Genomic DNA, 18,693 nt, shown 5'->3' on the forward strand with positions numbered 1-18,693 from the left:
CACGAAAAACTTAGGGAACGTTTAGAACTTCTATAGAACTAACCTTTGATTAGTGATTCTGCACCGTCGATCCAGACTTCGGTGCCTGTGATGTGGCTCGACGCATCAGACGCTAAAAAAGCCACCAGTTGAGCGACTTGTTCAGCCGACCCAGGCGCACCATCGGTTAATGAAATCATACCTTCAGGAAACTCGACGGGTTCTCGAATCGATTCAAGATTACGATGCTGAGAACTATTTTCGATGTTGGTTTCAATCTTTCCCGGACATACTACGTTCGCTCTAATCTTATGTTTTGCCAATTCTACTGCTATTAATTTTGTGAATGCGACCTGTGCTGCTTTTGTGCACGAATAGGCAGTTGAGCCAGTGTTGCTAAAAATTCGCGTCCCATTCACTGAAGCGGTAACGATAATAGACCCACCTTGTTGCTTAAGATAGGGCACTGCATATTTTACGGTTAGGAATGTTCCTTTCAAATTTGTGTTGATTGTTTTGTCCCATTCTTCTGGCTCAAGCTGGTCGATCGGTGCCCACACGCCGTTAATTCCAGCGTTCGCAAATACGATATCAATTTTGCCAAACTGCTGGGCGATTTTGTCGATCGCAGACTGCACTTGATCGGGTTGAGACACATCAGCAATCGTTGAGATTCCCTCACCGCCCTGTTGATTGATCTCGTCGATCGTGGCTTGCCCCTCTTTAGGTGTGTGGTCGATCGTGCCCACCTTTGCCCCTTGTGCCGCAAATAATAGTGCGGTTGCTTTGCCAATTCCTGATCCTGCGCCTGTGACGATCGCGACCTTGCCTGTAAGCTGCATAATTATCCATTAAAGAGCGAAGGATGAGGAATTTAGAACTGAATCTCAAACCCTTGTTCCTTATCCCTCAGTGTTTACTCAACCTGATGCAGCAGATACCTCCATCTGAAGTTAGGTTACAAAGTCTCCCTTTAGCGAGGCGAAGATTTTTGGCTCATTTGATAGTTTTCAAGAGGTTAAATATGAGGTTTTTATGACATACACCACGTCAAACACTGAAAACGAATTGTCCAGTGCTTTTGGAAGTTTAGACACCGATCAGCAGCTTGCACTGTTCTATTTCATCTATAAAGAGATGGGAAACACCATTACTCCTGCTGCTCCCGGCGCAAGTACCGCATCTCCTGAAATCGGAGAAGCCTATTTCAACCGAGTCAAAGAGCTACCCCATGATCAGCAGCTAGAACTACAGCGAGATTTGATTAATCGCAAAAACACTGAATTTTCTCGCGAGTACGGGGCACTTAGCGACACCACAAAGCTTTTATTCTGGTATTTGCTAGCTCAAGGAATGGATAATCAAACGATTATTCCAATGCCTTCTAATTATGAATTGGTCTCTGAAGCCACTACTCTATTGGAGCAGATCAAAGGATTGGCATTTGAGCAACAAATCACGCTGTTCCGCGATATCGTCTCCCCAATGGGTGTAGACCCCAACGCGGTTGAACACGACTCTGAAACTGGTTTATAAGATAGATTGAGGCGATCGTTCTATGTAGGAGCGATCGCCTGTTGGTAGATTTTTATTTATAAATGCAATAGGTTTGTGAACTGAGAAGCGATCGCCGCCGCAAACACATCAAAATTAGAATTAGTTGTCTTTCTCTTTCCTGATTCTCGAAGCTTTTTCGCGACTTACGATCGCTTCTTCGTAAGGTTTTAGTTTTTCGAGAGCAACACCACGGTTGTACTAAGCTAACTCATTAAACTTCTTGCAAAAGTCCGAAGATGCCCTCATTCCCCAACTCCTTCTCCCAAGCTTGAGAGAAGGGGAGCCAGATTTCAAAGTCCCTCTCCCAAGCTTGGGAGAGGGATTTAGGGTAAGGGCAGAAACTTTTGCAAGAGGTCTATTGTCTGGGTTGAGAATGAGCAGGCTTGATGTATCGAAGTCAACGCCTACATTCCGGCAAATAGAAGCGTGATTATGACAGCAACTCACCAGCCGAACAGAGCAGTGAATTGTTTATCAACCCACGATCGCTTCTACAACACCAGCCAACTCAAAATCTGTTCTGTCGTTAGAGTCAACGTAAGTCCTTCCAGCACAGGCAACTGAGTTGCGCTTTCAAACACCTCCACTCGCTGCCCCGGAGACACTGCAAATACCGATCGTCTGGCGCAATCAGCCAACCCACTCAGTGCCGTGCTGTGAACAATGCAGCAAGCTTCTCAACACTTTCGTCAGGCTTTGATCAGGAGACAGAATCTCGATCGCCCAGTCGGGATGAATACTAAAGCGATTCGCAATCCGTCCAGACGGCTGTGTTGGGATTTTCCCCCAGCGAAAGACGGAAATATCAGGCACGATCGAGACTCCACCAAATGTACAGCGCAACTCTGGAAACGCCTTCGCAATCTTCTGAGGCTGCACAACTTGATCAATGGCTTTGCAAAGCTCGATTTGGATTAAGCTGTGTTCTCCTTGGGGCGTGGGTTTCTGAATGATTTCTTCACTGATGAATTCAGAAGCAGGTTTCGTTTCTGGCTGTTCTAGAAACGCTGCAAGGGTTAATCTTGATTCAAGAGTAGGTGCGTTCATAGCAACATTACAAATCGATCTACGCACATTGTAATCAAACTCAAGATTCCCTTTTGGCGATCGTCACCCAGAAACCAGTATCGTTTTTTTAAGACCAAACCCTGACTCCGATACCCCACGAAACCCGATGTCTGAATCGAGCATTGAATCTATTTTGCAAGAAACGCGCCTCTTTCCGCCCAGTGCAGAATTTTCTCAAAAGGCGCAGATCAAAAGCTTAGAAGACTATCAGGCACTTTACGATCGTGCCCAAGCTGACCCACAAAAATTTTGGGCTGACCTCGCAGAACAGGAGATGCACTGGTTCCAAAAATGGGATGCCGTGTTGGACTGGAGCAATCCTCCGTTTGCCAAGTGGTTTGTCAACGGCAAAACGAATCTTTCTTATAACTGTCTCGATCGCCATTTAAACACCGATCGCCGCGACAAACCCGCGATCGTCTGGGAAGGCGAACCCGGAGATTCAATCACCCTCACCTACGTTCAACTCCACGCCGAAGTCTGCAAGTTTGCCAACGTTCTAAAGCAACTGGGCGTGCAGAAAGGCGATCGGGTGGCGCTGTATATGCCGATGATTCCTGAAGCGGCGATCGCGATGCTGGCGTGCGCTCGAATCGGTGCCGCTCATACCGTGATTTTTGGGGGCTTTAGCGCCGAGGCACTGCGCGATCGCTTGATTGATTGTCAGGTTAAAGTCGTCGTTACTGCCGATGGAGGCTGGCGCAAAGACGCGATAGTGCCACTTAAAGATCAGGTCGATAAAGCCTTAGCCGATCCTAAAGTGCCTGTTGAGAAAGTGCTGGTCGCCAAACGCACCGGGCAGGAAATTGTGATGAAGAGCGATCGAGATTTTTGGTGGCACGACTTAAAAGAAACCGTCTCCGCCGACTGCCCTGCCGAACCGATGGACAGCGAAGATATGCTGTTCATTCTCTACACCTCTGGCAGCACGGGCAAACCGAAGGGCGTAGTGCATACGACGGGCGGCTATAACCTCTATGCCCACATGACGACCAAATGGATTTTTGACCTGCAAGAAACCGATGTGTTTTGGTGCACCGCCGACGTGGGCTGGATTACCGGACACAGCTACGTCGTGTATGGACCTTTATCAAACGGCGCAACCAGCGTCATGTATGAAGGTGCCCCTCGCGCTTCCAATCCCGGCTGCTTTTGGGATGTGATTGAAAAGCACAAAGTCACCGTCTTCTACACGGCACCGACCGCGATTCGCGCCTTTATCAAGATGGGCGATGAGCATCCCAACTCCCGCGATTTGTCGTCCCTACGATTGTTGGGCACCGTTGGCGAACCGATCAATCCTGAAGCCTGGATGTGGTATCACACCGTGATTGGGGGCGAAAAATGCCCGATCGTTGATACCTGGTGGCAAACCGAGACCGGAGGCATTATGATCACTGCGCTTCCAGGGGCAATTCCGACTAAGCCGGGTTCTGCGACGCTGCCCTTCCCTGGCATTTTGGCAGACGTGGTGGACTTAAACGGTAACTCGATCGGAGTGAATGAAGGCGGCTATTTAGCCATTCGCCACCCGTGGCCCGGTATGATGCGGACGGTGTTTGGCGACCCCGATCGCTTCCGTCGCACTTATTGGGAGCACATCCCGGTTAAAGACGGTCACTACACTTACTTTGCAGGGGATGGCGCACGCCGCGACGAAGACGGATATTTTTGGGTGATGGGTCGCGTTGATGACGTGATTAGCGTTGCCGGACACCGTTTAGGCACGATGGAAATCGAATCAGCGTTGGTGTCTCATCCCGCCGTTGCAGAAGCGGCAGTGGTCGGCAAACCTGACGAAATTAAGGGTGAAGAAATTGTGGCATTTGTCACGCTTGAAGGCACCCATCAGCCCAGTGACGATCTGGCAAAAGAACTGAAGAAACACGTCGTTCAGGAAATTGGCGCGATCGCGCGTCCGGGTGAAATCCGATTTGCCGATGCGTTGCCCAAGACTCGATCGGGCAAAATTATGCGTCGCCTTTTGCGCGATCTTGCCAGTGGCACCGCCATTTCGGGCGACACCTCGACGCTAGAAGATCGCAGCGTGTTAGACAAACTTCGCGAAGGTTAAGCGAGCCAACGGACGATCGTGCAATTCCCTCCGATCGTCCATTTTTCAACCAATATCTCACACCAAACCAATCGATGAACGCCACCGTAGAGACGTTCCGGTGGAACGTCTCCCAGTCGATCGCGCCATGACCAACCGATCTGTCACATTCAAAAATTGAATCGGCTATTAATCATCCTGAGTCGGTGCGTGCAGTCCACACTCTTTCTTCGTCGCATCTTCCCACCACCAGCGCCCTTCTCGCTCGTGTTGTTGAGGCAGCGTCGGGCGCGTACACGGTTCACAGCCAATGCTAATAAAGCCGCGCTCATGAAGCGGATTGTAGGGCACTTCATACGATCGGATATACATCCAAACGTCGGCGGATGTCCAGTTTGCAAGTGGGTTGAACTTGATTAAAGTCCGATCGTCATTTGAGAACGCCTTGTCGATTTGAACCACAGGCACGTTGGCACGAGTCGGACTTTGATCCTTACGCTGACCTGTGATCCAGGCATCTAAGGTAGACAGCTTGCGGCGCAGAGGCGCAACTTTGCGAATACCGCAGCATTCTTGGTGTCCATCTTCGTAGAAGCTGAACAGTCCTTTGGCGGAGACTAGATTTTCGAGTTGAGTCGCATCGGGATACATTACGTCGATCGTGATCCCATAATGCTTTCTGACTCGCTCAATAAACTGATAGGTTTCGGCATGAAGCCGACCCGTATCAAGGCTGAAAACTTTGATGTCTTGGTTGATTTTGTGCGCCATGTCGATCAACACGACATCTTCAGCACCGCTAAAAGAGATCGCAATGTTGTCAAACTGACTAAGGGCAGTTGCAAGAATCTTTTGTGGGCTTTGGCTCGAAAGGTTGGCATCGAGGCTAGAAATATCTAGGTTTTGACTGGGCTGCGCGGTCAACTGCGCCATGATAGTGTTCTCCGCTGATCCGTCTGAATTCCATTCTCTATTCTATCGGCTTGTCAGCACCCCTGTGTTTTTGGAAAACGTGTCAAACCCTTCATACTTTGCTTTTCAAAAAAAATAGTTCGGTATACTAATCTTGTCTTCTTCCTAAGCATGAACTAACAGCAATGTTCAATCCTGCGAAAGTCGGTCAACTCAAAAGCAACGCCCCCGATGTAGACACAGTGAGAATTCGCACCAGTCCAGATTTGACCTCTGATTTTGTCTCAAAACCTGTCGGCACTCGTGTCATGGTGACGGATCAAACGCTAGGGGCAGATCCGGCTGGCTTTTATTGGTATCGAGTCACCTTTGACGGCACAGAAGATGGCTGGGTCAGAGATGATGTGATTGATGTCTCTACAAACCCAACTCCGTCTCCATCACCGACCCCGACTCCAACTCCATCCCCAACTCCAAATCCGATTGATGCCCACACGCGCCTGTTTTTTGAAACCGACACTCGACAGGTCAGAGTGTTTGAAGAGGGAGTCAGCGTTTTCATGAATATCTACAACAAAAAGACGGCATCCACTGAGCTAAATCACGTCTTTGCGACTAAATTGTCGGGTGGAGATTCGAGAGGATGGGAGAATTATCTGTCCACCAAAGATGGACGAGCTTATCAAGCCTCAATGATTCAGCGGGGTACCACGCAACTCAAAATCACCAATAGCAGCACTGGTCTCGATGTTGAACCGATCGAGTCTGGCTTCAAAGCTTGGGGAACCGAGTATCAGTAAAGCAGGGTCTCGATCGTTGAATAGTTTGCTCAAACCTCATCTCTGCATCTTGCATGAGTCGGTAGGATTAGAGAGAAGTCGTGATCTGATGTTTGATGCCTCCTACCGAATCTGTGAATCCTTTGCTTAATCTCAACTACGAATCGGCGCTAGAAGTGTTGGGGGATGATTTTTTTGATGTCGTCGCGGCGGCTGAGTTTCCTCAACAGATTTTGCGGTTTCGCAACGATGAGGTGTTGGCTCAACTGGGGCTGACTCCCAAATCGGTAATGGATGCCGATTTTATTGAGGCGTTTGGCACGTTTCAAGGACGGCAGCCGTTTCTGGCACTACGATATCACGGCTACCAGTTTGGAGAATATAACTCCGCTTTGGGAGACGGCAGGGGCTTTCTCTATGGGCAAGTCAGAGGCATAGATGGCGAACTCTATGACTTTGGCACTAAAGGATCGGGGACAACGCCCTATTCGAGAGGTGGTGACGGGCGGCTGACGCTCAAAGGCGGTGTGCGAGAAGTGTTGGCATCTGAGATGCTGCACCGTCTGGGCGTTAGGACTTCTCGATGTTTGAGTTTGATTGAGACGGGAGAACCGCTCTGGCGAGGTGACGAGCCGTCGCCGACTCGATCGTCGGTGATGATTCGCTTTAGTCGATCGCATATTCGGTTTGGCACGTTTGAACGATTGGGAACGCTCGATCGCAAAGACCTGATCGCCATTTTGTTGGATCATGTGATTGAGGTTTACTATCCTCACTTGGCTGGAGAGCGCGATCGTTACGCTCTGTTTTATGCGGAATTGGTGCAGCGAGTCGCAGAGTTAGTCGCGCAATGGATGTCATCGGGCTTTTGTCACGCAGTTCTCAACACCGACAATATGTCGATTACGGGTGAGAGTTTTGATTACGGTCCGTTTGCCTTTATCGAGACGTATAATCCTCAGTTTACGGCGGCTTATTTTGATTATTCTGGGCGCTATTGTTACGGCAATCAGCCTTCGATTTGTCGGTTGAATTTAGAGATGCTGCAAGCTCCTCTCAAGCGAGTGATTGATCTCGCAGACATGGAGGCTAGTCTGTCAAAATTTGAGACTTATTATCAGAAAGCTTATCAGCAGAGAATGCTCGATCGACTCGGTTTTAATCAGCTAGAACCATCCCTTTCAAAAGAGCTAGTTGAGCGGACTATCGAGTTCTTAAAGAAGTCACAAGTCGGATATCAAAGTTTCTTTTGGGAGTTGACCACGCAGTTTTCTAAAATGTGGCGAGAGTCAGAAAATCACATTTTTAGCGAGTTAGACATTCCTGATCAATCGCTTCAACACTACCTTAAAGCTTGGCAAACAGCCTATCATCAAGCTTTAAACCAACTGCCAGAGAATGAGATGCTAGACGTTGCGAATCGGCTCTATCAGCACAATCCCAGTGTGAATCTGATTAGACCTGCGATCGAAGCAGTTTGGCAACCCATCACTCAAGACGATGACTGGCTTCCTTTTGAGAATTTGCTCAATCAGATCCAAGCTCGACCCCTTCTTAAAACATCTATTTAATCATCGATTCAGTCATGATCGAAGCGCCTGTATTTGTTACATCAAGGCTGATTGTGCGGCTCTTGTCACAACGCGATATTCCTGCGGTCATTCACTACTACAAAGAGAATAAATCGTTCTTAGAACCGTTTGAGCCAGTTAAGCCAAAAAACTTCTACAACAGAGAATTTTGGTCTCATCAAATTGACAAAAGTTTGATTGAGTTTAGCTACGATCGGTCTCTACGTCTATTCATTTTCCGAAAGGATCAGCCTGATAAAATCATTGGTGGCACTAATTTCACTCAAATGATTCAAGGCGTGTCCCATTCTTGCTGTCTCGGCTATAGTCTCGCTGAATCTGAACAGGGACATGGCTATATGACAGAAGCCGTTCAAGCGTCGATTCAATATGTGTTTGATGACCTAAATATGCACCGAATTTGTGCTAACTATATGCCTCACAATCGCCGCAGCGCCAGTGTCTTAAAACGGCTCGGATTTGTGATTGAAGGCTACGCAGGAGACTACATCTTAATTAACGGCAAGTGGGAAGATCACATTCTCACCAGTTTAACGAATCCCAATTGGGTAGAGCGGTAAAAAAATGGCTGGAATTGGAGAAACTATTGCCGCGATCGCGACTGCCATTATTCCTAAACAGGGCAGCGTTGGCATTGTTCGGCTATCGGGCGAAAATGCGGTGACGATCGCTCACGCACTCTTTCGTGCCCCCGGCAATCAAACCTGGGAAAGCCATCGGATTCTCTATGGGTATGTGCGTGTCCCGCAGTCTCGGCAAGTTATTGACGAAGCCTTGCTGTTAGTGATGTTGGCTCCTCGCTCCTACACTCGCGAAGATGTGGTCGAGTTTCACTGTCACGGGGGCATTATGGCGGTTCAGCAAGTGTTGCAGCTTTGTCTAGAGCAAGGCGCACGACTCGCACAGCCCGGAGAGTTTACGCTGAGGGCGTTTCTCAACGGACGATTGGATTTAACTCAAGCCGAAAGCATCGCTGACTTGGTGGGGGCACAGTCGCCCCAAGCGGCTCAAACGGCGCTTGCTGGCTTGCAGGGCAAACTCGCCCAGCCGATTCGACAACTGCGGATCACCTGTCTAGACCTCTTGGCAGAAGTCGAAGCCCGGATTGACTTTGAAGAAGATTTGCCGCCGCTCAACGAGACAGAGATTCAAGCCCAACTAGAGAACCTGCTGGCAGAAGCGACGCAAATTTTAGCCACTGCCGATCGTGGAGAACTGCTGCGATCGGGCTTAAAAGTCGCGATCGTCGGTCGTCCCAATGTCGGCAAATCGAGTCTTCTCAACGCCTGGAGTCGCAGCGATCGGGCGATTGTGACCGATCTTCCGGGCACGACTCGCGATGTGGTGGAATCTCAACTCGTCGTGGGTGGCATTCCAGTGCAGGTGCTTGACACGGCAGGAATTCGAGAAACCGACGATCGGGTGGAAAAAATTGGCGTAGAGCGATCACGATCTGCGGCTCGATCGGCAGATTTAATTCTATTGGCGATCGATGCCCAAGTCGGTTGGACAGATGCCGACCAAGAAATTTATCAGCAGGTGCAGCATCGTCCGATCATTTTGCTGGCGAACAAGATCGATTTAGTGAGGACACCGATCGCCCCGCTAAACTGTCCGTCAGAAATCACTCGCATCGTCAAAACTGCCGCCCCTCTCAGCCAAGGCATTGAAGATTTAGAACACGCCATTCTTGAAGCCGCCCACGCCGGGGAACTGCAAGCCGCAAATTTGGATCTCGCCATCAACCAACGCCAAGCCGCTGCTTTAACCCGTGCAAAAGCCTCGCTTCAACAAGTGCAGGAGACGATCGCCCATCAACTCCCGCTTGACTTTTGGACGATCGATCTTCGCAGCGCCATTCAAGCTCTCGGCGAAATTCTCGGTGAAGACGTGACGGAATCAGTGCTCGATCGCATCTTCAGTCGCTTTTGTATTGGCAAGTAAGAGATTTGTTGTCAGGTATGGAGTGTACGCTATAGGCACACCCCTTTTTAGTCCTCGATCGAGCCGTTAGGAGGCGATCCGCTATGACCGTCGCAACTCGCAAACTCACCTTTGAAGAATATCTCACCTACGACGATGGGACAGGAACCCGTTATGAATTAGTGAATGGAGAACTCGTCCCAATGGCAGTCGGAACCGGAAAACATGGAGCCATTATTGAGTTCCTCAACGAGCAGTTTAAAGACGCAGCCAAAAGCGAAAACCAACCCTGGACTTCTAAAGATACAAAGATCGCCGTCCGTTCTCCTCGCGGTGGACGCTGGGACACTGCGCGAATTCCTGATGTGACAGTTCTCTCGATCGCTCAATGGGAGGCAATGCAAGAGCGAGAAGCCGTCATCGAACTCAACACTCCGCCGCCCATCCTCGTTGTAGAAGTGGTGAGCGAGTCTACTGCCTCTACCGACTATCGAGCAAAGCACACTGAATACTCAGTTTTAGACATCTTGGAATATTGGATCGTCGATCCATTAACGGCAACCGTGACGATCTGCCAACTCAATGAAGGACGCTATGATGATGCGGTGTTTACGGGAGAGATGGCGATCGTCTCCGCTATTTTTCCGACTCTAAAGCTAACCGCCATCCAAGTATCAGCCGGAAAACTCTAATTTGGCGAAAGCCAGGACATAAGCGTCTCGCTCATTTCTCTTCAACAATGCCCCCCTGCTCTCAATCATTCGCTATTAGAAGGGCGGAGGCTCAGTAGGCGGCAGTTCTTCAGCACCAAAGCCTTCAGCCCAAATTCGGGTTTCAGCCGCCGTCTCTTCCTCCGCCGAAGGAGTTATGAACTCCTGGTCTAACTGCAACATCGTGAAGTTAGACAGCCTTTTCAACGCTTGCAGGGTCGCGATCGTCGATTGATATCGCTTTATAGAGTCGTAGCAAACCATTTTAGACAACACGGCTGCGAGTCCGCTGCTGACTACGGCTTTTTCTTGCCACCGAATCTCTCCTGTTTGAGAATCGGGTTTTAGCTGGCTAGGAGGCAAGCCCGTCAACGCCTGAATGCCGATCATGCCCACCGCATAGATATCGCTGTTGTGCTGAGGTTTGCCTGCCGCTTGCTCAGGAGCCATATAGCCCTGGGTGCCAATGCCGATCGTCAGATTATTGCTGGTTTCCTCGGCAGCGAGCTTGCTGTATTGATCTTTGACGGCTCCAAAATCGATCAGGACTAATTGGCGATCGGTCTGACGACGAATAATATTGCTGGGCTTAATATCTCGATGAATCACCTTCTCACTGTGAACAAAGCTGAGAATCTGAAGCAGTTCTTGCAAGATATCGATCACTCTGGCTTCAGGCAACTGTCTGCCTAACGAAAGCTCTTGGCTCAACGAGTGTCCAGGGATATATTCCTGCACCAAATAAAACTCTCCATCCTCCTCAAAATAAGCCAGCAGGCGAGGAATTTGTTCGTGTTTGCCCAACCGCTCCAAGGTTTCGGCTTCTCGATCGAACAGTCGGCGCGCCAGTCTCAAATGACTGGGGTTATTGGTAGCAGGGCTGAGTTGTTTGACCACACACTGCGGACTTTGAGGACGCTTGATGTCTTGCGCGATATAGGTTTCGCCAAAGCCGCCGTGACCCAAAATTTGGGTGATTTTATAGCGACCCCCCAGGGTTTTGTTCGCGAGTTCGAGTTCTCGTTCTCGCAGCAGATCTTCTCGATCGCTGCGCTGACTCACCATCTCGATCGTTCTAGAAGAGCGCTTAACTTCTTGGCTGATGCGCTTGTTGCGCTGGTTAATCAAATGTCCGGCGGCGGAGCCTGTGAGCCAATAAGAGATGCCAACTAGCCCGATCGCCCCGATCGGCACTGCCATCGGCAAAATCACCAATCCGCTGCCAAAGGCGACATAGCAACTGCTGCCCCACGCTAGCCCAATCACGACTGCCCAAAACAACCGAAATAGAGGTCGTCTCGCTCGGCTTTGCAATAACCCTGCTGTGAAGATCACCAGCAGCACCAGTCCACCCGCCATTGCAGGGTCGGCAAACGCTTCGCGAATAGATCGGTCTTGTAGCAGAGTCGCGATCGCATTGGCGTGGATTTCGACCCCCGACATTTCGCCGACTGGAGTCGGATGAAAATCTGGACTCGATCGAGTGATCACCCCAATCAAAACAATTTTATCTTTGAAATACTTGCCTTTTTGGAGATACTCGCTGTTCCAGTTTTGAGGAGAGATAACGTTCCAAAAGGGGACGGGCTTAAAGGTGCCAGCCCCTCCATAAAAGAAAATGTTGTCTCCTTGAGGCTGTGGATATCTAGTTTTCGTCGCTCGCAGGGCAGCTTCAGCCAACGAGGGCACCTTTGCAGATTTAATGAGATCTGCTTCTTGCAGAGACAGCTTTTCTAAAAACCGACTGCCCAAAAGATGGATGCGAGCGTTAGGTTCTAACAAGAAGTTAATGAATCCGATCGGAGTGCGCTCACTCTGAAAGGGCGCATAAGGCAAGCTGAGATTAGACTGCTCTCCCTGGCGGTTATCACCCCGCACAAAATTTGCCGCCAGAGCCACTTTTCCCTCATAGCGTTGAAGCACGGCTTGTAGCTGCTGATCGTCGTCTGATACGATTCCTGCCCCAGGATCACTGTAGCCATAGCTGCTAGGCAAATCCCACAAGATATCCGCGACGACTGCCTTTGCCCCCGCCCGCATCAGTTTGTCGATCGCGTCTGCATACACGGCTCGTCGCAGCGGCAGACTAGAAAGCTGCGCGATCGAGTCTTCGTCGATCGCCAAAACCACAATCTCGCTAGGCGGCGGAACGGTGCCTCTGACTTTAAACAGCAAACTCTGAGCCTGTCGCTCTGCTACCTGCACCGATGGCGGATTTGAGGCAGTCAGCACGGCTGCCCCGATCGCCCACATCACCATCAAAACGTGCCCCAAGCGATCGAACCTAAATCGATGACTCGATCGTTCGGGTCGGGTGGTGTCGTTAGCGGGCGTGAGTTGACCCTGGGGTAGGGGTTCTGTGAGAGGGGCTGACGGCTTTTCGGGCATATCCTGTCTGGCAATAGGGGCTACTCATCGCGGGTCTCATCTGCACCTGTTGCGGAGGATCTCTTCAGTTGACTACCCTCCCGTTCATACGATAGTCTCACTTACTTCAAAAAGCGACTGTGCTCGATCGTGCTTCTTTCTCAACTTGGCACGCCTTAAAAATCAGAACTTTCCCAAACCTTTCACCCTTTTTAAAATATTTGTGATAATTGAATGAACTCGAAATCTGTCTTATAGGTGAGGAATCTCATTTATAGCTCAGAGTTCACTTTATAGAGATCAACACTAAGAGATGCTATGAACGATGGCTTTAGGTAATAGGAGAGAGGCTTAAACAAACAGGTAAATTTAGTCACTTACTACGCAGAGCTAGAACTTTTCATCTCTAAAAACGTCTACCTTTAGACAGTTCTAGACTCAACTCCTACTAAGGAGGGGATCAGGTCTTGATAGAGGAAACTTTAGGTCAACGTTTAACTACAGAGCCACTCAAATTGTCCAGAGGGTTAATACTTGAAGCGCTATTCTCAGGAATCAACTGAATTTTGCGTTGCTAGAATTAATTATCGCATTTTTGATTCTACAAATTATAGGTCTCAAATTTTTATGCATTACGCCATGAACCGTCTCTCTATCTTTGTAGACGGAAACAATATGTTCTATGCCCAGCAGAAAAATGGATGGTTCTTCGATCCTAAACGAGTGTTGGAGTATTTTGTTAGTGAACGAGACATTGAGTTAGTCAACGCTTTTTGGTATACGGGGTTGAAAGATCCTCAAGATCAAAGAGGCTTTCGAGATGCGCTGATCAGCCTGGGTTACACCGTCAGAACGAAAATTCTTAAAGAATATTATGACGATACATCGGGTCGCTATTCGCAAAAAGCAAATCTCGACATAGAGATTGTGGTCGATATGTTTAACACCGTCGATCAATACGATCGAGTGATTCTCTTCAGCGGCGATGGCGATTTTGAACGGGCGATCGAGCTGCTGCGTTCAAAAAGTACGCACATCACAGTAGTCTCCACCGAAGGCATGATCGCGAGAGAATTGCGAAATGTTACCGATCGCTACATCGATCTTAATGACATTCGTCCTCATATTGAAAAAGCCGATTACTGAAAGCAACCTTCCCCGATTCGCCATCCGTCTACTGTCTCAAAGTAGATTTGCATACTAGAATAAACCTTAAGATCGTGACCTGAATATCGAGTATTTCGTGAGGGAGACATTTTGTCCGTTCTCTGACGTGAGCGGGCAAACCGCCTACCTCAAATAAATATAGGGTCTCTATCTATTCCCCACTACTCAACCCTATTGAGCCATGAACGTTCCATCACCAGACCGGATCATCATTTTCGATACGACTTTGCGTGACGGGGAGCAGTGTCCCGGAGCCACTCTCAATGTCGATGAAAAGCTGGCGATCGCTCGGCAACTGGCGCGACTTGGCGTAGATGTGATTGAGGCGGGTTTTGCCTATGCCAGCCCTGGAGATTTTGAGGCAGTTAAGCGCATTGCCAAAACTGTCGGCACCGAAGACGGTCCGATCATTTGCAGTTTGGCGCGGGCGATTCCGGCTGACATCAAAGCGGCGGCTGATGCTCTCAAACCTGCTGCCCATGCCAGAATTCATACCTTTATCTCGACCTCGGACATTCACCTTGAATATCAGTTGAAGAAGACTCGATCGGAGGTGTTAGCGATCGCGGAGGAAATGGTCGCCTACGCAAAGTCGTTTGTCACCGATGTTGAGTTCTCGCCGATGGATGCGGCGCGGTCTGACCCAAAATTTCTATATCAAGTGTTAGAACGGGCGATCGTCGCTGGCGCAACGACGATTAACATTCCCGATACGGTGGGCTATCTGACACCGAGCGAGTTTGGTGACATGATTCGCGGCATTCGAGAAAACGTGCCGAATGTCGATCGGGCGATTATTTCGGTTCACGGTCACAACGATTTGGGGTTAGCGGTTGCCTGTTTTCTTGAAGCGGTGAAGAATGGCGCACGACAGCTAGAATGCACGATCAACGGCATCGGCGAACGTGCCGGAAATGCTGCTCTCGAAGAGTTGGTGATGGCGCTGCACGTCAGACGGCAATATTTCAATCCATTTTTGGGTCGCCCTGCTGAGTCAGAAACGCCGCTCACGCAAATCAACACTCAAGAGATTTATAAAACCTCTCGCTTAGTGTCCAACTTGACGGGAATGTTGGTGCAGCCTAACAAAGCGATCGTCGGGGCAAACGCTTTTGCTCACGAGTCGGGCATTCACCAAGACGGAATGCTCAAAAACAAGCAAACCTACGAGATTATGGATGCTCAGTCGATCGGGCTGACGAGCAACCAGATTATTTTGGGCAAGCACTCAGGGCGCAATGCGTTTCGCACTCGTCTGAAAGAGTTGGGCTTTGACCTGGGCGACAACGAGCTAAACAAGGCATTTGTTCGCTTCAAAGATTTAGCCGACAAGAAAAAAGAAGTCACCGATTGGGATCTAGAGTCGATCGCCAATGATGAAGTGCAGCAAGTTCCCGAACTGTTCCGGTTAGAAATGGTGCAGGTGTCATGTGGCGATCGAGCGTATCCAACTGCCACCGTGAGATTGCGAAATCCGCAGGGCGAAGACCTCACCGACGCTGCGACGGGGACAGGTCCAGTAGATGCCGTTTATAAAGCGATTAACCGCGTTGTGAATGTGCCAAACCAACTGATCGAATTCTCAGTCCAATCCGTGACAGCGGGAATTGATGCGATCGGAGAAGTGACGATTCGATTGAAGTATGGCAGTCGAATTTTTTCAGGTCACGCGGGCAACACCGATATTATTGTGGCATCGGCTCAGGCTTACGTGAATGCGCTGAATCGCCTCTATGTCGCGCTGCAATCGACTCCGAGTGAGCAAGCAGAAGCAGTGGTTGAAACTCGGTAAAACCGCATCTCGTCAAAATTAGTGCTACTTTGTGGGGTGGCATCTTGTCCACCCCTGATTTTTGAGGCGCTATGCAAGAAGACATTTTACGGAAAGAACAAGACTTTCACGATCGCTGGGCAAGCACGATCGACGTAGATGGCATTCGAGTTGCCGACTATTTTGAAGCCTGCACTGCGCCCGAAAATCGCTTTATTCTCCGACAGTTGGGCGACGTAAAGGATAAATATTTGCTCGATCTCGGCTGTGGTGCCGGAGAAAACAGCGTTTATTTTGCCCTATTGGGGGCGCGATGTGTGGCAACAGATTATTCGCCGGGAATGGTTGAGGTCGCACTAAAATTAGCCGAAATAAATGGCGTGCAGATTGAAGGGCGAACGGTCAACGCAATGGATATTGGCTTCCCTGATAACACGTTTGATATTGTCTATGCCTCCAACTTGCTGCATCACATTCCTTATCCCGAAATAACGCTCAAAGAAATGCATCGAGTGCTGAAGCCGGGAGGAAAAGCTTGTTTCTGGGACCCGCTTAAGCACAATCCGGTGATTAATGTCTATCGTCGGATGGCAACCGAAGTCAGAACCGAGGATGAGACACCGCTCGATATTAATCTGGTGAACTACATCCGATCGCTCTATTCTAAAACTCATTACGATACGTTCTGGATCGCGACTCTCTGGATCTTTTTGCAGTTTTATCTAATCGAAAAAGTCAATCCCAATAAAGAGCGCTATTGGAAGAAAATTATTCTCGAACAGGTGCGGCTCGAAAAACCCTATTTGCGTCTAGAAAAGCTAGATAAATGGCTGAAGAAACTGCCGCTGATGAAACGATTTGCCTGGAATTTAGCCGTCGTCGCTACTAAATAAGTTTGCACCCGATGAAACAACGCTCTCAGGTTTGGCGATCGCTTCTCAATTATGGAGTGTTGAGCACGATCGCGGTTTTCATGCTGATTCCGCTCGTCTGGCTGGTCAGCACTTCGTTCAAGTCTCCGTCTGAAGATATTTTTCAGTTTCCACCGCAGTTATTGCCCCGTCAGCCCACGATCGAGAACTTTGTCACAGTTTGGCAGACTAATCCCTTTGGGCAATATTTGTTTAACAGCACGATCGTATCGGTGTTGACGGTAGCGTTAAATCTATTGTTTTGTTCGTTAGCCGCTTATCCATTAGCAAGACTGAGTTTTAAAGGGCGAGAAGTGATCTTTAGCGCGATCGTGGCTACAATTTTGATTCCATTTCAGATTGTGATGATTCCGCTATACGTTCTAGCAGTGCAGTTAGGATTAAGAAATACTTACTTAGGAATCATCTTTCCAGCGATCGCGTCTGCGTTCGGCATCTTTTTACTACGACAGGCATTTCAGGGTGTTCCTAAAGAGTTAGAAGAAGCCTCTCGAATGGATGGCTGTTCTGATCTGGGCGTGTGGTGGCATGTGATGTTGCCGTCAATCCGCCCCGCGTTGGTGACGTTATCGATCTTTGTGTTTATCGGCTCTTGGAGCGATTTTCTTTGGACTTTGATTGTGGTCGATCGTCCAGAGCTATACACCCTACCGCTCGGAGTCGCAAACCTGGCAGGAACCTTCACGCTAGACTGGCGACTGATAGCAGCCGGGTCGGTGATCTCGATCGCGCCCATTCTCCTCTTCTTTCTGGCAATGCAGCATTACATCGTGCCGTCTGAGACAGGCAGCGGTGTAAAAGGATGATCTGATATGGCTTCTCTACAGACTGGAAACGTTGCTATTGGAGCAATGCCCCAATAATCAGATCTGAAATGCTGTAGAGAGTGGTTCCTAGTCCTAATACGAAAAGAAGCACCAACGCAAATAAACTGAATTGAGAACCCTCAAGTGTCTTCAGATCTGGAAAGAAATTACTGAAAATATGGAATCCGTCTAGTGGCGGAATCGGCAACAAATTAAACAAGCACAATGCAAAGTTTGTTTGTGCACCTAAACGGAAAAACTCAACGCTGATAAATTCAACACGCATCGCGATCGCTAAGAATCCAACAAACCCAAACCCAAAAATAGGTTGCATAGAGGATCTGCCGCCGATACCAATACATCACCACTGAGCTTACCACTGGATGCGACTCGATTTGCGGAGGCTGTGCGGGGTCACTGGGGGATTGAAAATCAACTGCATTGAATTCTTGATGTCGGCTTCCGAGAGGATGACGCTCGTGCGACTCAGAGCTATAGTGCAGAAAACTTAGCCGTCATTCGTCATCTAGCCGTTAACTTATTGACTCAGGAGAAGACGGCGAAAGGGGGCACCCATGCCAAGCGGCTCAAGGCAGGGTGGAATGATCACTACCTCACTAAGGTTTTGTCTCAGACCTCTGCACCTTCTCGCAAATTGTGAAGAAACGTATGCGTAAGCCCTGTGTCGAATGTATTTGTTATTAACAGACTATCGTTTTGTGAGCTTTTCTGCTTCTCAGACATCCTCTAATGGTGGCGTTCAAACTTGTGCATAGGGCATTCTCGATCGAGTTCTCAAAATTTGCAAGATTGGGTTTCCACTAAACTCCGGTCTCGCCTATCGTTTGATCTGTCTGAAACGGGCTTATCCCGATTGCAGCGATCGCGTCAGACGGTCTTCGAGCAAATTGGAAGACAACTCTGAGCCTGACATCCCTACCGTGCGATCTTCTATTCAGCAACGTTAGAAACCTCTCCGAAAGAACACGGTTTCGGTTCTCCTTTACCTAATTTTTACACTATGACTTATGTTGAATTGGTGAGTAGACTCGTCTAATAAGTTTTAAATCAGCGATC

Annotated in this window: 17 protein-coding genes and 1 pseudogene; 12 read left to right on the forward strand and 6 right to left on the reverse strand. The window is 49.0% G+C overall.

Features of this window, described 5'->3' with window-relative positions; genetic code table 11:
• Positions 1–38 precede the first annotated feature (38 nt).
• On the reverse strand, positions 39–821 hold the full coding sequence (locus tag A8707_RS05415) for an SDR family oxidoreductase (protein ID WP_068815775.1): 783 nt from the start codon (positions 819–821) through the stop codon (positions 39–41).
• A 193-nt stretch (positions 822–1,014) separates the two neighbouring features.
• On the opposite strand from A8707_RS05415, the gene A8707_RS05420 reads away from it, so the two are divergent.
• Entirely contained in the window at positions 1,015–1,515 is a 501-nt protein-coding gene (locus A8707_RS05420; RefSeq protein ID WP_068815776.1) for an orange carotenoid protein N-terminal domain-containing protein, read from the forward strand.
• Between the two features lie 512 nt (positions 1,516–2,027).
• Here A8707_RS05420 and A8707_RS29515 read toward each other — a convergent pair.
• Positions 2,028–2,174 carry a hypothetical protein gene (locus tag A8707_RS29515; protein ID WP_231947947.1) on the reverse strand — a complete coding sequence of 49 codons (147 nt, stop codon included), beginning with the start codon at positions 2,172–2,174 and terminating at the stop codon, positions 2,028–2,030.
• Positions 2,167–2,583: a Uma2 family endonuclease gene (locus tag A8707_RS05425; protein ID WP_231947948.1), complete on the reverse strand. Its 417-nt coding sequence runs from the start codon at positions 2,581–2,583 to the stop codon at positions 2,167–2,169. The genes A8707_RS29515 and A8707_RS05425 overlap by 8 nt, the downstream gene beginning before the upstream one ends.
• A 127-nt stretch (positions 2,584–2,710) precedes the next feature.
• Here A8707_RS05425 and acs point away from each other — a divergent pair, with 127 nt between their 5' ends.
• Positions 2,711–4,678, forward strand: coding sequence for an acetate--CoA ligase (acs, locus tag A8707_RS05430; RefSeq protein ID WP_068815777.1), 1,968 nt, complete (start codon positions 2,711–2,713; stop codon positions 4,676–4,678).
• Between the two features lie 168 nt (positions 4,679–4,846).
• On the opposite strand, the gene A8707_RS05435 is transcribed toward acs, so the two are convergent.
• Positions 4,847–5,590, reverse strand: coding sequence for a phosphoadenylyl-sulfate reductase (locus A8707_RS05435; protein WP_068815778.1), 744 nt, complete (start codon positions 5,588–5,590; stop codon positions 4,847–4,849).
• Positions 5,591–5,754: 164 nt separating this feature from the next.
• Between A8707_RS05435 and A8707_RS05440 the strand changes: the two genes are divergently transcribed.
• The 5 genes from A8707_RS05440 (at position 5,755) to A8707_RS05460 (ending at position 10,555) form a co-directional block, all read left to right on the forward strand.
• Complete coding sequence (locus A8707_RS05440) at positions 5,755–6,369, forward strand: SH3 domain-containing protein (RefSeq protein ID WP_068815779.1); 615 nt, start codon at positions 5,755–5,757, stop codon at positions 6,367–6,369.
• A 95-nt stretch (positions 6,370–6,464) separates the two neighbouring features.
• Complete coding sequence (locus A8707_RS05445) at positions 6,465–7,919, forward strand: protein adenylyltransferase SelO (RefSeq protein ID WP_068815780.1); 1,455 nt, start codon at positions 6,465–6,467, stop codon at positions 7,917–7,919.
• 14 nt (positions 7,920–7,933) lie between these two features.
• Positions 7,934–8,500, forward strand: coding sequence for a GNAT family N-acetyltransferase (locus A8707_RS05450; RefSeq protein ID WP_068815781.1), 567 nt, complete (start codon positions 7,934–7,936; stop codon positions 8,498–8,500).
• A gap of 4 nt (positions 8,501–8,504) precedes the next feature.
• Positions 8,505–9,884 carry a tRNA uridine-5-carboxymethylaminomethyl(34) synthesis GTPase MnmE gene (gene mnmE / locus A8707_RS05455; RefSeq protein WP_068815782.1) on the forward strand — a complete coding sequence of 460 codons (1,380 nt, stop codon included), beginning with the start codon at positions 8,505–8,507 and terminating at the stop codon, positions 9,882–9,884.
• A gap of 83 nt (positions 9,885–9,967) precedes the next feature.
• Positions 9,968–10,555: a Uma2 family endonuclease gene (locus A8707_RS05460; protein ID WP_068815783.1), complete on the forward strand. Its 588-nt coding sequence runs from the start codon at positions 9,968–9,970 to the stop codon at positions 10,553–10,555.
• Between the two features lie 75 nt (positions 10,556–10,630).
• Here the strand turns inward: A8707_RS05460 and A8707_RS05465 are convergent, their stop codons facing one another.
• Positions 10,631–12,961, reverse strand: a complete 2,331-nt coding sequence (locus tag A8707_RS05465) for a serine/threonine-protein kinase (RefSeq protein ID WP_068815784.1) — start codon at positions 12,959–12,961, stop codon at positions 10,631–10,633.
• 618 nt (positions 12,962–13,579) lie between these two features.
• Here A8707_RS05465 and A8707_RS05470 point away from each other — a divergent pair.
• The 4 genes from A8707_RS05470 to A8707_RS05485 all read left to right on the forward strand — a co-directional run bounded on the left by A8707_RS05470 (position 13,580) and on the right by A8707_RS05485 (position 17,616).
• Positions 13,580–14,086: a LabA-like NYN domain-containing protein gene (locus tag A8707_RS05470; RefSeq protein WP_231947949.1), complete on the forward strand. Its 507-nt coding sequence runs from the start codon at positions 13,580–13,582 to the stop codon at positions 14,084–14,086.
• A 202-nt stretch (positions 14,087–14,288) separates the two neighbouring features.
• A complete protein-coding gene (locus A8707_RS05475; protein WP_068815786.1) occupies positions 14,289–15,899 on the forward strand; it encodes a 2-isopropylmalate synthase in 1,611 nt (536 codons plus the stop codon).
• A 71-nt stretch (positions 15,900–15,970) separates the two neighbouring features.
• Positions 15,971–16,771 (forward strand): class I SAM-dependent methyltransferase, encoded by an 801-nt coding sequence (locus A8707_RS05480; protein WP_068815787.1) that lies wholly within the window; start codon positions 15,971–15,973, stop codon positions 16,769–16,771.
• 11 nt (positions 16,772–16,782) lie between these two features.
• Positions 16,783–17,616: a carbohydrate ABC transporter permease gene (locus A8707_RS05485; protein ID WP_068815788.1), complete on the forward strand. Its 834-nt coding sequence runs from the start codon at positions 16,783–16,785 to the stop codon at positions 17,614–17,616.
• 34 nt (positions 17,617–17,650) lie between these two features.
• Here the strand turns inward: A8707_RS05485 and A8707_RS05490 are convergent, their stop codons facing one another.
• Entirely contained in the window at positions 17,651–17,950 is a 300-nt protein-coding gene (locus A8707_RS05490) for a site-2 protease family protein (RefSeq protein ID WP_068815789.1), read from the reverse strand.
• 33 nt (positions 17,951–17,983) lie between these two features.
• Between A8707_RS05490 and A8707_RS26705 the strand changes: the two are divergent.
• Positions 17,984–18,277: pseudogene (locus A8707_RS26705) on the forward strand (ISAs1 family transposase); the annotation flags it as partial.
• Positions 18,278–18,693: the final 416 nt, after the last annotated feature.

Source organism: Phormidesmis priestleyi BC1401 (genome assembly GCF_001650195.1).
Lineage (GTDB): Bacteria > Cyanobacteriota > Cyanobacteriia > Leptolyngbyales > Leptolyngbyaceae > Phormidesmis_A > Phormidesmis_A priestleyi_B.

Coding starts and splice junctions, on each gene's coding strand:
- A8707_RS05490 (WP_068815789.1), bottom strand. CDS start 17,950: ATGCAACCTATTTTTGGGTTTGGGTTTGTTGGATTCTTAGCGATCGCG.
- A8707_RS05445 (WP_068815780.1), top strand. CDS start 6,465: ATGCCTCCTACCGAATCTGTGAATCCTTTGCTTAATCTCAACTACGAA.
- A8707_RS05465 (WP_068815784.1), bottom strand. CDS start 12,961: ATGCCCGAAAAGCCGTCAGCCCCTCTCACAGAACCCCTACCCCAGGGT.
- mnmE (WP_068815782.1), top strand. CDS start 8,505: ATGGCTGGAATTGGAGAAACTATTGCCGCGATCGCGACTGCCATTATT.
- A8707_RS05425 (WP_231947948.1), bottom strand. CDS start 2,583: ATGAACGCACCTACTCTTGAATCAAGATTAACCCTTGCAGCGTTTCTA.
- A8707_RS05450 (WP_068815781.1), top strand. CDS start 7,934: ATGATCGAAGCGCCTGTATTTGTTACATCAAGGCTGATTGTGCGGCTC.
- acs (WP_068815777.1), top strand. CDS start 2,711: ATGTCTGAATCGAGCATTGAATCTATTTTGCAAGAAACGCGCCTCTTT.
- A8707_RS05415 (WP_068815775.1), bottom strand. CDS start 821: ATGCAGCTTACAGGCAAGGTCGCGATCGTCACAGGCGCAGGATCAGGA.
- A8707_RS05435 (WP_068815778.1), bottom strand. CDS start 5,590: ATGGCGCAGTTGACCGCGCAGCCCAGTCAAAACCTAGATATTTCTAGC.
- A8707_RS05485 (WP_068815788.1), top strand. CDS start 16,783: ATGAAACAACGCTCTCAGGTTTGGCGATCGCTTCTCAATTATGGAGTG.
- A8707_RS05470 (WP_231947949.1), top strand. CDS start 13,580: ATGAACCGTCTCTCTATCTTTGTAGACGGAAACAATATGTTCTATGCC.
- A8707_RS05460 (WP_068815783.1), top strand. CDS start 9,968: ATGACCGTCGCAACTCGCAAACTCACCTTTGAAGAATATCTCACCTAC.
- A8707_RS05480 (WP_068815787.1), top strand. CDS start 15,971: ATGCAAGAAGACATTTTACGGAAAGAACAAGACTTTCACGATCGCTGG.
- A8707_RS05440 (WP_068815779.1), top strand. CDS start 5,755: ATGTTCAATCCTGCGAAAGTCGGTCAACTCAAAAGCAACGCCCCCGAT.
- A8707_RS05420 (WP_068815776.1), top strand. CDS start 1,015: ATGACATACACCACGTCAAACACTGAAAACGAATTGTCCAGTGCTTTT.
- A8707_RS05475 (WP_068815786.1), top strand. CDS start 14,289: ATGAACGTTCCATCACCAGACCGGATCATCATTTTCGATACGACTTTG.